The sequence below is a fragment of the Micromonospora sp. NPDC048169 genome (genome assembly GCF_040652815.1).
GTDB lineage: Bacteria > Actinomycetota > Actinomycetes > Mycobacteriales > Micromonosporaceae > Micromonospora.
The window spans coordinates 36221-50390 of sequence record NZ_JBEZMS010000026.1; the positions used below are offsets into that span (position 1 = coordinate 36221).

The window sequence follows — 14170 nt, forward strand, 5'->3', positions numbered from 1 at the left end:
TTCTTAACGCCCGCGCGCCGGTAACGTCCGGCGGCGTGGAGACGACGGTGAGCTACGCGCGACTGGTCCGGCCGGCGATCGACCGGGTGTACGTGGGCGCCCGCTGGGCAGCCCGTGCCCGGATGGAGGCGTTCTACGCCGAGCGGGGCTGCACACTCGGCGCGGAGAACAGCTTCTTCTCCGGAGTGCTGGCCCGCCCGATGCCCGCCGAGGCGCTGACCGACGGCCTGATCTACACCTCCGGCAGCATGGACGAGGAGCTGGAGCGGGGCGTCGTCGTCCGGGACGACGAGGGCGCGTGGCACCTCACCGACCTGGGCCGGGAGCTGACGCTGTTCGCGCAGCGGGCCACCGGCGAGGCCGCCGAGGAACTGTGGGCCATGCTGCCCGGGGTGCTGCCCGGCCTGGGCATCGTGCCCCGGCTCGCCGAGCTGGTCGGCCGGGTGCTGGCGCACGCGCAGGCCACCGGCGGGCCGGTGTTCCGGGCGATGTCCCCGCCGTACGAGCCGGAGGACGCCTCCCCGGCGCTGCTGCTCGTCACCCGGCTGGGCTCGTTGCGGCACCACCGCGCGGACGCGCACCGGGCCGCGTGGCGGGCCGCCGGGCTGACCGCCGACGAGATCCGGGCGATGACGGACGGGCCGCAACGCGCGGCGATCGAGGCGGACACCGACCGCCGCGACGAGCCCGCGTACGCGATCCTCACCGAGGCCGAGCGGTGGGAGCTGCTGGCCGGCCTCGCCGCCCTGCCGAACTAGCGCCGGCCGGTGGAACGTCATGGGTGTCACACGCGCCCGCAGACACCCATGACGTTCCACCGACGCGCACACCGCTGACGGCGGCGGGCGCGTCAAGGACGGGGCGGATCTTCCTGGGCCGGGGCGGTGCCGTCGATGGGCAGGCCGAACTCGGCAGGCGAGTTCTCGTCGGTGCCGTCCAGGTCCGCGTGCGGCTCGTCCGGGGTGACGTCGTCGGGGTCGGCGCCTCCGGCGTGCAGTTCGGACAGCTCAACCGGGTCAGTCATGCCGTCCTGGTACCCGCGCGACGCCGTCCGAACCCGCCCGGGCGTCAGCGCGGCAGGTGCCGCTCCAGGCCGTCGAAGAGCAGGTCGAGGGTGAACTCGAACTCGGTCTGGCTGTCGCACCAGCCCAGCGTCGGATCCGCCGCGTCGTGCGTCTCGGCGGCGACCATGGCGGCCAGGTGCGGCAACTGCTCGGCCAGCGCCGTCATCTCGGCCTCCGCCGTGTCGGCCTCCCCGCCCGCGTCCGGCCGGAACACCTCCTGCGCGAAGCCGAGCGCCATACTGCCGAACGCGTGCAGCGCCCGGTGGGCGATCCGGTACGAGAAACCGCCGTCGACGAGCGTGGCGAGGATGGCGTCGTAGTAGGCGTACACGCCGGCGGGGACTGTGGGGCGGGAGCTGAGCAGCGCGGGGGCCCACGGGTGCCGCAGCATGACCGCGCGCGCGGCGAGGAAGCGCAGCCGCAGCCGGGTACGCCAGTCGCCGCCGGGCGCGTCCGCCTCGGCCCGTTCGGCGGCTGAGGTGATCTCGGCGGCGACCGCGTCCACGAGGCCGTCGAGCAGTCCGGCCTTGCCGGGTAGGTGGTGGTAGAGCGACATCGCCTCGACGCCGAGTTCGGCGGCGAGCCGGCGCATGGTGAGCGCCGCCATCCCCTCGGCGTCGACCAGGGCGATCGCGCTGGCCAAGGCCCGCTCACGGCTGAGCGGTTCCCGAGGTTTCCGCGCTCCCATCCGGCTCTCCATCTCCCTTGACCTTACAACGTATGGTTGGCCTTACGACGTAAGGCAACAAGTCACGGACCGTCGATCACCCCCAAGGAGCCGCCATGCCACAGCTGATCCGTACCGCCCGGGTGACCGGGCTGTTCTACCTCGGGCTCGCCGTCACCGGCGCGCTGGGGTTCCTCACCGTCCGGCCGATGCTCTTCGACGCCGACGACGCGGGCGCGACACTGGCCAACCTGGTGGCCCACGAGTCGCTGGCCCGTGCCGGCATCGCCCTCGAACTGCTGGTCGTCCTCACCCAGGCGCTCACCGCCGTCTGGTTTTACCGCCTGTTCCGTACTGTCGACAGCACCGCCGCGGGCAGCATCGCCGCCTTCGGGCTGGTGAACGCCGTCGCGATCCTCGGCAGTGCCGCCGTGCTCGGGACGGCCCTGCGGGTCGCGACCGGCGGGCCGGGCGACGCCGACACCGTCCAGCTGCTCTACCTGGTCAGCGGGAACCTGTGGGAGGTAGGCGGCCTCTTCTTCGGCCTCTGGCTGGTGCCGATGGGCTGGTGCGTGCTCCGGTCGGGCTGGCTGCCCCGGCCGCTGGGCTGGATCCTCGTCGCCGGTGGCGTCGGCTACGTGCTCATGACGTTCGTCGCGTACCTCGCCCCCGGCGCCGGCATCGCCGGCGACCTGCTGGTGGTGCCCGCCACCGTGGGCGAGGTCTGGATCCTCGGCTACCTGATCGCCTTCGGCGTGCGGAAGCAGGCCGGGGCAGGCGCAGGCGCGCGGAAGCAGGCAGGCGCAGGCGCGCAGGCGCGGGCGGAGGCGGGCGCCGGCGCGACCGCAGCCTAGGCCGGGCTCGCGGCGAGGGCGACACCCCGGGCGTACCGGATGGCGGCCGGGGTGTCCGCGAACACCAGGCCCTCGCGGCGCAGCTCGTTGGCGACGCCGAGCGTGCTGAGCACCTGGTCGTGGCCCGGGGTGATGCCGGAGAGCAGCACGGTGATCCCCCGGGCGCGCAGCCGGGCGACGGCGTCGCCGAGCACCTGGGCGCCCGTGGCGTCGATGGTGGAGACGCGGGACATCCGCAGGATCACCACCCGCACGTCGGCCACCTCGGCCAGCTCCAGCAGGAAGGTGTGCGCGGCGGCGAAGAAGAGCGGCCCGTCCAGCCGGTACGCGACGATGTGCTCGGCGAGCAGCGCGTGCTCCTCGTCGCTGTGCTCGCCGGTGTCCAGCGGCACCTGTTCCAGCTTGGCGCTGCGGGCCACCGCGCGCAGCGCCAGCACGACCGCGACGGCGAGACCGACGACCACAGCCGTCACCAGGTCCCAGATGACAGTGACGGCGAACGTCAGCACCAGCACCACCGCGTCGGCCCGGGTGGCCCGCATCAGCGCCAGCAGGGAGGCCGCCTCCACCATCCGGATGGTGGTGGCGAGCAGCACCCCGGCCAGCGCGGCCAGCGGGATGCGGCCCACGAGCGGGGCGGCGGCGAGCACGATCGCGGCGAGGGCGACCGCGTGGGTGAGCGCGGCGAGCTTCGAGGACGCCCCAGCGCGCACGTTGACAGCGGTACGGGCGATGGCGGCGGTCGCCGGGATGCCGCCGAAGACCGGGGAGGCGAGGTTGGCCAGGCCCTGGCCGAACAGTTCCCGGTCCGGGTCGTGCCGCTCGCCGACGGTCATGCCGTCCGCCACCGTCGCGGAGAGCAGGCTCTCCAGGGCGGCGAGCGCGGCCACTGCCAGGGCGCTCGGCAGCAGCACGCCCAGCGCGCCGAGGTCGACGAAGTCCAGCGACGGCGCGGGCAGCCCCTGTGGCAGCTCGCCGATCCGGGCCAGGTCGATCGGGGCCAGTTCGGCGAGGATCGTCGCGGCGGCCACCCCGACCAGGGAGAACGGCACGGCGGGCCGCCACCGGCCGCCGAGCAGCATCAGCGCGGCCACGCCGAGCGCCACGACGATCGCGGCGGGCCGGGGCTGCGCGGCGAACCGGGCGACCGCGTCGGCGGCCACCGCCCACACCTTCTCGCCGTGTGCCCCGGCGACGCCGAGGGCGGCGGGCACCTGTTGCAGCGCGATCACCACGGCGATGCCGGCGGTGAAGCCCTCGATCACCGGGGCGGGCAGGTAGCGGACGTACCGGCCGAGGCGGGCCAGCGCGAGCGCGATCAGGATCAGCCCGGCCAGCGCGCCGACCATCAGCACGCCACCGGCGCCGAACTGCTGCACCACCGGCACGAGCACGACTGTCATCGCCCCGGTGGGGCCGGAGACCTGAAGGTTGGAGCCGCCGAAGACGGCCGCGACCGCTCCGGCGACGACCGCGGTGACCAGGCCGGCCTGCGCGCCGAGCCCGGAGGTGACGCCGAAGGCGAGCGCCAGGGGCAGCGCCACCACGGCGACGGTGAGCCCGGCGAGCAGGTCGCGCCGGGGTGAGCGGCGCACGGCGGCCCAGTCGGCCCGGCCGGGCAGCAGCCCACGGAACAGCTGGCCCGCCTGCCGGAGGACGTCTCTCGCGCGGAGGACCGCCGCCGCGCTCACCGGTCCGTCCCGGAGGCCCGCAGCTCGTCGAGCAGGGCGTCCCGGTCGGTGAGGACCGCGCCGAGGATGCGCCGCCCGGCGGCGAGCAGGTCGGCCACGTCGGGGGTGCTGAGCGCGTACATCACCAGCGGACCGTCCCGGTACGAGGTGACCATGCCGGCCCGGCGCAGCACGGCGAGCTGCTGCGAGAGGTTCGACGCCTCCACGTCGATGGCGGCGAGCAGGTCGCGTACCGGCAACGGCCCGTCCTGGAGCAGTTCGAGCACCCGGATGCGGACCGGGTGCCCGAGGGTCCGGAACAACTCCGCCTTGGCCTGGTACAGCGGCACCGACATGACACACCTCCGACGACTCTGAAGACTTTAACACTTGCAGAAATCTTCAAATCGATGGAGATGGGGGGATGGCCGTCTCAGGCCAGGTCGTTGACGCAGCGCAGCACCGGGCGACGGGTGAGCGCGTCGGCGTCCAGCGGGCCGGGCGCGTGCACGACGAACGTCGCGCTCTCCCCCGGCAGCAGCGTCACCAGGGCCCGGTCCACCCGCGCGGCCGGGTCCAGGCGATCAGGGAACAGCGTCAGGTCGCGCAGCACCGTCCGCGCGGTCACCCGCACCCGCCATCCGCCGTCGACCGGCTCGACGCTCGCGTCCCACTCCGCCCTCGGCCACCGCACGTCGCGGTCCTCGGCGAAGAACCACAGCGCCCGCTCCGCGCCGTCCCCGGCGTCCGCGACGAGCAGTTCGGCCCGGCCGTCGTCCGGCCGTGCCACCTCCGCCGGCAGCGCCAGCACCACCGATGAGTACGCCGGGACGTCGAGGTCGACCGAGGTCTTCGCCCTCGGCTCCCCGGTGAGGGTCAGCCGGGTGACGGTGGCCGGCCCGGTCCACGCGTCGGCTGTCTCGTTCACCGCCACCAGCGCCGGCCCGCCGTCGCGCGGCTGCACCGTCAGCAGCCGGTCGGCGTAGGCGCGGCGCAGCGCGTACCACAGGGGTTTGCGGCGGCCGTCGCCGTCGATCGCCGACCAGGAGGTGACCGGCCAGCAGTCGTTCAGCTGCCACACGACGGTGCCGGCGCAGACCGGCCGGTGCGAGCGGAAGTGCTCGACGCCGAGCTGGATGGCGCGGGCCTGGTTGAGCTGGGTGAGGTAGTGCCAGTCGTCGAAGTCGGCTGGCGGTGGCAGGTGCGCGTCGAGCCCGCGCCGGAGCTTGCGGTCCCCGTCTGCCGCCTTCTGGTGATGAGCCATGCCGGGCGAGTCGGGCGCGAGCGGATCGTCCGAGAGGGCCCGGCGCAGCGTCGCGTACGCGGGCGGCGCCTGGTAGCCGAACTCGGCCACGAACCGGGGCACGTAGTCCCGGTAGCGGGTGTAGTCGTCGGTGTTCCACACGTCCCAGATGTGCGTGGTGCCGTGCGCCGGGTCGTTGGGGTGGAGCTCCTCGCTGCCGGACCACGGGCTACCCGGCCAGTAGGGGACGGTCGGGTCCAGCTCGCCGACGATCGCCGGGAGCAGGTCCAGGTAGTAGCCGCGTCCCCAGGTGCGCCCGGCAAGGGGCTCCTGCCAGTCCCAGTCGTGCCAGCCCCAGATGTTCTCGTTGTTGCCGGTCCACAGCACCAGCGACGGGTGCCCGGCCAGCCGGGTCACCTGTTCGCGCGCCTCCGCCTCGACCTCGGTGCGGAACGGTTCCTCCTCCGGGTACGCCGCGCAGGCGAACAGGAAGTCCTGCTGCACCAGCAGACCGAGGGCGTCGGCGAGGTCGTAGAAGTCGTCCGACTCGTACCGGCCGCCGCCCCAGACACGCAGCAGGTTGACGTTCGCGCCGGCCGCCTGCGCGAACCGCCGCGCCAGGCGGTCGCGGGTGACCCGGTTGGGGAACGCGTCGTCGGGGATCCAGTTGACGCCCCTGACGAACATCGGGACGTCGTTGACGTGCAGGGCGAACGGGGTGCCGTGGGCGTCGGGCGTGGTGTCCAGCCGTACCGAGCGGAACCCGATCCGCCGGGACGCGGTGTCCAGCTCCCGGCCGTCGGCGCCGAGCAGGCTCACGTCGAGGTCGTAGCGCGGCTGGTCGCCGTACCCGATGGGCCACCACAGCGCGGGGTCCGCGACGGTGAGCGTCACGACGGCGGTCCGCTCCCCCGCCGGTACGGCGACCTCGGCGGTGACCCCGGCGACGGCGGCGCGGACGGTCAGCGGCTCGTCCGACGTCCGCTCGACCTCGGCGCACAGCTCGACCCGGCCGACTCCGTCGGCCACCGTCACGAGCGGCCGCACCGACGCGAGCCGGGCGGTGGACCAGGCGTGCAGGCCGATGTCGCGCCAGATGCCGGCGGTGACGAGGGTCGGTCCCCAGTCCCAGCCGAAGTTGCAGGCGGTCTTGCGGATGAAGTGGAACGGCTCCGGGTACGCGTTCGGCCGGTCGCCGAGCCGGTCCCGGTGCGCCTCGGCGTACCGGTACGGGGAGTCGAAACGTACGGCCAGGGTGTTGCCGTCCGGACGCAGCAGCTCGCGGACGTCGAAGCGGTACGAGCGGTGCTGGTTCTCGGTGCGGCCGACCTCGACGCCGTTGAGCGTCACTGTGGCGACCGTGTCCAGACCGGCGCAGACCAGGTCGACCCGGTCCTCGTCACCGGGCTGCCAGGCGAACGTGGTCTCGTAGGCCCAGTCGGTGCGGCCGATCCAGGCGAGGCGGTTCTCGTTGTCGTCCAGGTACGGGTCGGGGATGAGCCCGGCCGCCAGCAGGTCGGTGTGCACACAGCCGGGCACCGTGGCCGGCACCGCTGCCCCGGCGATCTCCGGCGGCACCGCCGGGCCGCGCTCGGCCCGCAGCGTCCACCCCTCGTGCAGCAACGTTCGACGGCTCACGACTTCACCGCGCCTTCCATGATTCCGCGGACGATCTGACGTCCACCGACGAACAGCATGACCAGCAGGGGGACGGTGGCGATGAACGCGCCCGCGAGCACCCGCCGGTAGATCACGTAGTTGCCGCTGGCCAGGTCGGAGACCGCCACCATCGACGTCGGGTAGTCGGTGCCGCTCAGCGTGATCAGCGGCCACTGGAAGTCGTTCCAGGTGGCCACGAACGTGAGCAGGCCGAGCACCGCCAGCGCCGGGCGGATCGCGGGCAGCACTATCGTCGCGTACACCCGCATGGTCGTGGCACCGTCGACCCGGGCCGACTCGATCAGCTCGTCCGGGACGGTGTTCACGATGAACTGCCGCATGTAGAACACGCCGAACGCGGTGACCAGGCCGGGCGCGATGACCGCGAGCAGCGTGCCGTTCCAGCCGAGTTTGCCCATCACGATGTAGAGCGCGACGATGCCGAGCTGGTTGGGCACTGTGAGCGTGAGCACCACGAACAGCATCAACGCACGGCTGCCCCGGAAACGCAGCTTGGCGAAGGCGAAGCCGGCCAGCGAGCAGAAGAACAGCACCGAGGCGGTCACCGCCGCCGAGACGATCACGCTGTTGACGAGCGACGCGGCGAAGTAGACGTCCTGGAGGGAGAAGACCTCGTCGACGTTCGTGAGGAACCGGTCGCCGGGGATCACCGCCGGTGGCAGCTTCGCCAGCGCCTCGTCGTCACTCGTGGCGATGACGAACATCCAGTAGAGCGGGAACGCGGCGAACAGCATGCTCACCGCGAGCAGCAGGTAGGTCCAGAGCCCGGCCGGGGTGTCCTGTGGCGCGCGGGCCACCACGCGTCGCGTCGTCACCGGCGGCCTCCGGAGAGTCGGTTCGTCAGCAGGTAGTTGAGACCGGCGACGACCAGGATGATCAGGAACAACGCCCAGGACATCGCGGCGGCGTAGCCGAGGTTGAGGTCCTTCCAGCCGACCTTGTAGATGAGCTGCGCGATGGTCTGCCACTCGCCGTCCGGCCCGCCGGTCGCGGCCTGGGCGTTCGGGTCGAACAGCATCGGCTCGGTGAACAACTGCAACCCGCCGATGGTGGAGAGGATGACGGTGAACAGGACCACCGGCTGGATCATCGGCACGGTGATGCGCCAGAGCTGCTTCCACTGCCCGGCGCCGTCGATCGCCGCCGCCTCGTAGACGTCGCGCGGGATGGACTGCATGGCGGCCAGGTAGAGCAGCGCGTTGTAGCCGATCCACTTCCAGTTGACCATGGTGGCGATGGCGATCCAGGCGTGCAGCTTGTCCGCCCGCCAGTCGATCGGGTCGTCCGGGCCGCCGACGCCGAGCAGGCCGAGCGCCCAGTTCGCCATGCCGAAGTCGCGGGAGAAGAAGACGCTGAACACCATCGTCGAGGCCACGATCGGTGTCACGTACGGCAGGAGCACGCCCACCCGCCACCAGGTCTGCGCCCGCAGCTTGCGGTTGAGCAGCGACGCGACGAGCAGCGCGAGCAGCAGTTGCGGGACCGTGGAGAGCAGGAAGATGCCGAACGTGTTGACCAGGGCGTTCCAGAAGTCCTCGTCGGCGAACAGGCGGCTGAAGTTCTCGGTGCCGGCCCAGTACGGCAGCGTCGGGTCGTCCAGCCGGTAGTTGCGCAGCGACACGACCGCGTTGAACAGCAGCGGGAACAGCCCGAACACGACGAAGAGCAGGAAGAACGGCGCGATCATCAGGTACGGCATGTAGCGCATGTCGAAGCGGTACAGCCGGTCCCGCCAGCTCATCCGCCGGTCGCCGGCGCCGGTACGGCCGGGCTTGCGCGCGGGTGGGCGGCCGGGCGGCGCGGGCGCGGCACGGGTGCTGGACATCTGTTCACTCCAGGGCCGGGAGATCGGACGGCGACGGGGCGGACCGGGCCGCCCCGCCACCGCTGACACGTCAGGACTTGGCGGCCTTCTCGGCCTCCTTGACCGCCTCGGACCAGGCGGCGTCGGACTTGAGCGACTTGTTCTCCACCCGCCGGATCACGTTCTCCACAGCCACCCGGGTCGGGCCGTTCTTGCGGCCCAGGTACTGCGGGGTGAGGCCCTGCGCCATCTTCGGGAAGATCTGGCCCACCGGGGCGTCGTTGAAGAACGGGTTCGTGAAGTCGGCGATGGCCGGATCGGTGTAGAGCGCCGGCTGCGACGGCAGGTTCCCCACCTTCTTGAAAATCTCGATCTGCTGCTCCGGCGCGACCAGCCAGGTCAGCAGCTTGTACGCCTCGTCGACGTTCTTGCCCTGCTTCGGCAGGGTCAGGAAGGAGCCACCCCAGTTGCCGCCGCCACCGGGTACCGCGGCGATGTCCCACTTGCCCTGGGTGCCGGGCGCGGTGTCCTTGATGTGGCCGAGCATCCACGCCGGGCAGGCGAGCACCGCGAACGCGCCGCTGGTGAAGCCCTTGTCCCAGTCGGCCTGGAAGCTGACCAGGTTGGCCGACAGCCCGGCGCCCACGGCCTTGACCGTGTAGTCGAACGCGACCTTCGGGCCCTGCTCCATCCGGAGCTGGTCCTGCTCGTCGTAGAAGCCGACCGGCTGCTGGCCGAGGATCGGGTTGAACAGGTTGGTGCCGGCGTCGATGAACTTCTTCTTCGTCGTGGCTGTGTACTGCTGGCCGACCTCGATGAACCTGTCCCAGGTGGGCCAGAGCGCTGACACCTTGTCGCGTTCGGTGGGCAGGCCGGCGGCCTTGAACAGGTCGGTGCGGTAGCACATGGCCAGGCCGCCGACGTCGGTGCCGAGGCCGATCTGCGTCTTGCCGTCGGCCGACAGCGACTGCCTCCACTTCCAGGGCAGGTACTTGCTCTCGTAGGAGCCGGCACCCTTGTCGAGCAGGTTGACGAACTTGTCCGACTGGCTCCGGAACTGGACCATGAAGCCCTCGTCGATCGCCGCGATGTCCGGCGCGCCGTTGCCCGCCACGAGCTTCTTCTGCAGGTCCTCGTGCTGGGCGTTGTACTCGCCCGAGTTGAGCTGGATCTTGACGTTCGGGTGCTCGGCCTCGTACTTGGCCTTCAGGTCCTGGAGCCCGAAGTCGCCCCAGAAGTTGATTTTCAGCGTCACCTGACCACCGGCCGAGTCCGAGCCGCCGGTGGTGCTCCTGCCGCTGCAGGCGGCGACCATGACCAGGCTGACGGCACCGACGGCGGCCACCCGCGCCAGGTGCGTCCAGGACCGTCTCATCTCATCCTCCGCGCCAAATGGGAACGCTCCCGACATCGAGGAACGTTGACTGAACCGGATAAGTGACGCCACCGTACGGTCCTCATTCATGACTGTCAACGGGCGGTTACCGATGTTCTCGTCCGGCAATCTCACCGCCGCTCACCACGGTGGTTCGGCCGTTCACGGCAGGGCGGCCGGCGATCGGCCCTCTAGGCTGAACCGCGCAAGCGGCGAGCGCCGGAGGCCGCCCGCCGCCACCACCGGTGGCACCCCGGCCCGGCGCGGCGTGCAGTAGCGTCACCAGACGCCGGTGATCCGGCGACCGCAAGTGCCCGCGAGGGCCGGACACAGTGGAGGAACGCTTCGGTGAAGCGGCCGACCATCGCCGACGTCGCCCGGCGTGCCGGGGTCTCCAAGGGCGCGGTGTCGTACGCGCTCAACGGCCAGCCCGGGGTCTCCGAGGCGACCCGGCAGCGGATCCTCGCCATCGCCGCCGAGATCGGGTTCCGTCCCAGCAGCGCCGCCCGCGCGCTGTCCGGCGCCACCGCCAAGGCGGTCGGGCTGGCGCTGTGCCGCCCCGCCCGGATACTCGGCATCGAGCCGTTCTTCATGGAACTCATCAGCGGCGTCGAGGCCGAACTGTCGGCCCGCTCGTACGCGCTCACGCTCCAGGTGGTCAGCGACCAGGACGCCGAGATCGCCGTCTACCGGCGGTGGTGGGCCGAGCGCCGGGTGGACGGCGTGCTCGTCTGCGACCTGCGCACCGACGACCGGCGGGTGCCGGCGCTGGAGGAACTGCAACTGCCGGCGGTGGTGATCGGCGGGCCCGGGCACACCGGCGGCCTGGCGAGCGTCTGGGCCGACGACGCTGCGGCCCTCGTCGAGACCGTGGAGTACCTGGTCGCGCTCGGCCACCGGCGCGTCGCCCGGGTCGGCGGGCTGCCCTCGCTGCTGCACACCGAGATCCGCACCGAGGCGTTCACGGCCGTGTGCCGCCGGCTCGGGCTGGACGAGGCGGCCACCGTCTCGTCCGACTACACCGGGGAGGAGGGCGCGCGGGCCACCCGGCGGCTGCTCAGCTCCCCCGGCCGGCCGACCGCGGTGATCTACGACAACGACGTGATGGCGATCGCCGGGCTCTCCGTGGCGCAGGAGATGGGCCTGAGCGTGCCCGGCGACCTGTCCATCGTGGCCTGGGACGACTCGCCGCTCTGCCGGCTGGTGCACCCGCCGCTCACCGCGCTGGGCCGGGACATCCCGGCGTACGGCGCGCACGCCGCCCGCCGGCTCCTCGCGGTCATCGCGGGCGAGCCGGCCGCCGCCGTGCAGGACGAGACGGCGCACCTCACGCCGCGCGGCAGCACCGCCCCACCGCGTACGAGCGCTCGCTGAACCGGTTCAGCTCAGCGCGTGGTGGACGGGTACTCCTCGAACCACGCCTCGACCCGCTCGGCGGTCGCCGGGCGGGCCAGCGCGAACCCTTGGCCGTACCGGCAGCCCGCCCGGCGCGCACCTGCCACCTGCCCCTCCGACTCCAGCTCCTCGACCACCAGCTCCACCCCGAGCCGGTCGGCCAGGTTCGCCACCACGTCGATCAGCGGGCGCTGCCCGTCCCCGCCCGCGCCGACCAGGTGCGGGCCCACCTTGATCAGGTCGATCGGCAACCGGCGCAGCTGCGCGAGCGAGGCGTGCTCGGCCCGGAAGTCGTCGAGCGCGATCCGCACGCCGATCGACCGCAGACCGGCCAGCCGGGGCACCACAGTGGACAGCTCGGCGCCCACCACCGGCTCGGACACCTCCACCACCAGCCGGTCCGGCACCACGTCGTAAGCGGCCAGCGCGGTGGCGGTACGCGCCACGAAGTCCGGCGCGGCCAGCTCCCGCGGCGTCACGTTCACCGCCATCCACAGCTCGCGACCGCCGTCCGACCACGCCGCGAGCTGGCGGCAAGCTCGATCCAGCACCCACCGCCCGATCTCACCGGTCAGGTCGAGATCGGCCGCCACCGGCAGCAGCTCGGCCGGCAGCACCGTGCCCAGCGCCGGGCTGCGCCAGCGCAGAAACGCCTCGGTGCCCACCGGCATCCGGTCCGCGAGCGCCACCACCGGCTGGTAGACCAGGTCCAGCTCACCGCGCGCCACCGCACCGGGCAGTTCCCGCTCCAGGTCCAGGCGGCGGACCAGTTGCTCCTCCAGGTAGGCGTCGTACCACTCGACCCGGTCCCGGCCGAGCTGCGCCGCCCGGCGGCGGGCCAGGTCCGCCTGGCGCAGCACGTCCTCCGGATCGCCGCCGCTGGTCTCGGCCAGCCCGACGCTCACCCCCAGCCGGACGACCCCGCCGGGCCGGGGGTACGGCTCGGCCAGCGCCGCCAGCAGCCGCAGACCGAGCGCGTACGCGAGCACCGGACCGAGGTCGGTGAGGACCGCGTGCTCGGTGTCGCCGAGCCGGGCGACCAGATCGTGCGTCTCGGAGCCCGCCCGCAGGCGACGCGCCGCCTCGATGAGCACCGGCCCGTCCGGCACGGCGCCGCCCGTACCGTGCAGGTCGACGACGAGCAGCGCGCCGCCGCTGCGGTGCGCCATCACCCGGACCAGATCGGCGCGCGTCAGCAGCACGGGCCCGGCCGTCCCGGCGGCCGGTCCGAGCCGGCGCCGCAACCACGCCTCGCGGGCGGCGAGCCGCTGCACCCGGCGGCGCTGGTCGGCGGCGGCGAGCAGTTCACCCACCATGATCGGCGGTATGACGGCCAGCCCCAGTGCCATCGCGCCGGTGCTGAACTCCCCGGCCGCGCCCAGGTGGATCCCGGCGGCGAGCCCGGCGATCCCGGCCGGCGCCGTGAGGCGCGGCCACGCGGCAGACGCCACGTCCCGATCCGGCCGTTCCCCGCCCGAGGTGCGCCGGACACCGGCGACTGTGAGCAGCGCCCCGGCCACCAGCGGCGCCGCGACGACCGGCAACGCCCGGTCCGGCGCGTCGTACGCCAGCAGCACCACAAGTAGCGTCAACCCGCCGATTGTCAGCGCGGCCCCGGCGTGGCAGCGCGCGGCACCCGGCCGGCGGCGGCGTTCGGCGACCGCCACCACAGTGAGCACGGCGAGCACCACCGCGCCGCCCGTCGCAGCGGTCGCGGCGACGGCCGGGACCGGGCCGCCCGGCAACAGCATCCAGCCCGCGAAGACCAGGCTGACGCCGAGCGCGAGCACGTCGACGGTACGGCGCACCAGCTCCGGACCGGACAGCCGCGACCGGCCGGGCAGGCGCAGCAGGGCCGCCACGTGCAGCGGACCGGTGAGGGACAGCCCGGCCAGTGCGATCGGCAACCGGTGCGCGGGGGCGCTCAGCGGCAGCACCGCCACGGTGAGCCCGGCGGCCAGGACGGCGGCGTCCAGGAACGCGGCGACCCGGCGCGACAGCGCGGCCCGGCGAGCCCGCCGCCCGGTCACGGGCCGATCCGTCGGCGCATGCTGGTCGTTCGACGCGGGCAGGTTGTTCGACGCGGGGCGGCCGGTCGGCGCAGGCAAGCCGTTCGGCGCGGGGCGGCCGGTCGGCGCAGGCAAGCCGTTCGGCGCGGAACGGCCGGTCACTGCGGGACCGTCGGCAGGTGCGGGATGGTCGGCCGGCGCGGCGGCTCCGGCCAGCCAGGCGAGCCGGACGCAGGCGAGCGCGAAGCCTCCGGCGACGGCGAGCGCGGCGGCGGCCGGGCCGGGCAGGGCACCGGCGACGCCCGCCAGGAGGAAGGCCGCGCCGATGAGCGACACGGCGACATCGTGCAGGGCTGATCGCCGACGGGGGGCGACGGGAGGGGGGACGGGCACGGCGGTCGCCTTCGTG

At 73.2% G+C, this 14170-nt stretch carries 12 protein-coding genes; 3 read left to right on the forward strand and 9 right to left on the reverse strand.

Going from position 1 to position 14170, the window contains the following annotated elements:
- Nucleotides 1–35 precede the first annotated feature (35 nt).
- Nucleotides 36–758 (forward strand): hypothetical protein, encoded by a 723-nt coding sequence (locus AB0D28_RS21295; RefSeq protein WP_357388202.1) that lies wholly within the window; start codon nucleotides 36–38, stop codon nucleotides 756–758.
- Between the two features lie 92 nt (nucleotides 759–850).
- Here the strand turns inward: AB0D28_RS21295 and AB0D28_RS21300 are convergent, their stop codons facing one another.
- On the reverse strand, nucleotides 851–1024 hold the full coding sequence (locus tag AB0D28_RS21300; protein WP_357388203.1) for a hypothetical protein: 174 nt from the start codon (nucleotides 1022–1024) through the stop codon (nucleotides 851–853).
- 44 nt (nucleotides 1025–1068) lie between these two features.
- On the reverse strand, nucleotides 1069–1764 hold the full coding sequence (locus AB0D28_RS21305) for a TetR/AcrR family transcriptional regulator C-terminal domain-containing protein (RefSeq protein ID WP_357388205.1): 696 nt from the start codon (nucleotides 1762–1764) through the stop codon (nucleotides 1069–1071).
- Between the two features lie 83 nt (nucleotides 1765–1847).
- Between AB0D28_RS21305 and AB0D28_RS21310 the strand changes: the two genes are divergently transcribed.
- Nucleotides 1848–2585: a DUF4386 domain-containing protein gene (locus tag AB0D28_RS21310; protein WP_357388207.1), complete on the forward strand. Its 738-nt coding sequence runs from the start codon at nucleotides 1848–1850 to the stop codon at nucleotides 2583–2585.
- Here the strand turns inward: AB0D28_RS21310 and AB0D28_RS21315 are convergent.
- The 6 genes from AB0D28_RS21315 to AB0D28_RS21340 all read right to left on the reverse strand — a co-directional run bounded on the left by AB0D28_RS21315 (nucleotide 2582) and on the right by AB0D28_RS21340 (nucleotide 10357).
- Nucleotides 2582–4276 carry a SulP family inorganic anion transporter gene (locus tag AB0D28_RS21315; RefSeq protein WP_357388209.1) on the reverse strand — a complete coding sequence of 565 codons (1695 nt, stop codon included), beginning with the start codon at nucleotides 4274–4276 and terminating at the stop codon, nucleotides 2582–2584. The genes AB0D28_RS21310 and AB0D28_RS21315 overlap by 4 nt on opposite strands.
- Complete coding sequence (locus AB0D28_RS21320; protein WP_091419334.1) at nucleotides 4273–4611, reverse strand: metalloregulator ArsR/SmtB family transcription factor; 339 nt, start codon at nucleotides 4609–4611, stop codon at nucleotides 4273–4275. Before AB0D28_RS21320 ends, AB0D28_RS21315 begins: the two co-directional genes overlap by 4 nt.
- Nucleotides 4612–4688: 77 nt before the next feature.
- On the reverse strand, nucleotides 4689–7136 hold the full coding sequence (locus AB0D28_RS21325; RefSeq protein ID WP_357388211.1) for a glycoside hydrolase family 2 protein: 2448 nt from the start codon (nucleotides 7134–7136) through the stop codon (nucleotides 4689–4691).
- Nucleotides 7133–7993, reverse strand: coding sequence for a carbohydrate ABC transporter permease (locus AB0D28_RS21330; RefSeq protein ID WP_357388213.1), 861 nt, complete (start codon nucleotides 7991–7993; stop codon nucleotides 7133–7135). Before AB0D28_RS21330 ends, AB0D28_RS21325 begins: the two co-directional genes overlap by 4 nt.
- Nucleotides 7990–9003 (reverse strand): sugar ABC transporter permease, encoded by a 1014-nt coding sequence (locus AB0D28_RS21335; RefSeq protein ID WP_357388215.1) that lies wholly within the window; start codon nucleotides 9001–9003, stop codon nucleotides 7990–7992. Before AB0D28_RS21335 ends, AB0D28_RS21330 begins: the two co-directional genes overlap by 4 nt.
- Before the next feature lie 70 nt (nucleotides 9004–9073).
- A complete protein-coding gene (locus AB0D28_RS21340; protein ID WP_357388217.1) occupies nucleotides 9074–10357 on the reverse strand; it encodes an extracellular solute-binding protein in 1284 nt (427 codons plus the stop codon).
- 348 nt (nucleotides 10358–10705) lie between these two features.
- On the opposite strand from AB0D28_RS21340, the gene AB0D28_RS21345 reads away from it, so the two are divergent.
- Nucleotides 10706–11731, forward strand: coding sequence for a LacI family DNA-binding transcriptional regulator (locus AB0D28_RS21345; RefSeq protein WP_357388219.1), 1026 nt, complete (start codon nucleotides 10706–10708; stop codon nucleotides 11729–11731).
- An 11-nt stretch (nucleotides 11732–11742) separates the two neighbouring features.
- Here AB0D28_RS21345 and AB0D28_RS21350 read toward each other — a convergent pair whose 3' ends face one another.
- Nucleotides 11743–14097: an EAL domain-containing protein gene (locus tag AB0D28_RS21350; protein ID WP_357388221.1), complete on the reverse strand. Its 2355-nt coding sequence runs from the start codon at nucleotides 14095–14097 to the stop codon at nucleotides 11743–11745.
- Between the last annotated feature and the right edge of the window lie 73 nt (nucleotides 14098–14170).

What these genes read in the sequence shown, in the direction of transcription:
- AB0D28_RS21300 (WP_357388203.1), bottom strand. Translation starts at nt 1,024, where the DNA reads ATGACTGACCCGGTTGAGCTGTCCGAACTGCACGCCGGAGGCGCCGAC.
- AB0D28_RS21305 (WP_357388205.1), bottom strand. Translation starts at nt 1,764, where the DNA reads ATGGAGAGCCGGATGGGAGCGCGGAAACCTCGGGAACCGCTCAGCCGT.
- AB0D28_RS21310 (WP_357388207.1), top strand. Translation starts at nt 1,848, where the DNA reads ATGCCACAGCTGATCCGTACCGCCCGGGTGACCGGGCTGTTCTACCTC.
- AB0D28_RS21320 (WP_091419334.1), bottom strand. Translation starts at nt 4,611, where the DNA reads ATGTCGGTGCCGCTGTACCAGGCCAAGGCGGAGTTGTTCCGGACCCTC.
- AB0D28_RS21335 (WP_357388215.1), bottom strand. Translation starts at nt 9,003, where the DNA reads ATGTCCAGCACCCGTGCCGCGCCCGCGCCGCCCGGCCGCCCACCCGCG.
- AB0D28_RS21340 (WP_357388217.1), bottom strand. Translation starts at nt 10,357, where the DNA reads ATGAGACGGTCCTGGACGCACCTGGCGCGGGTGGCCGCCGTCGGTGCC.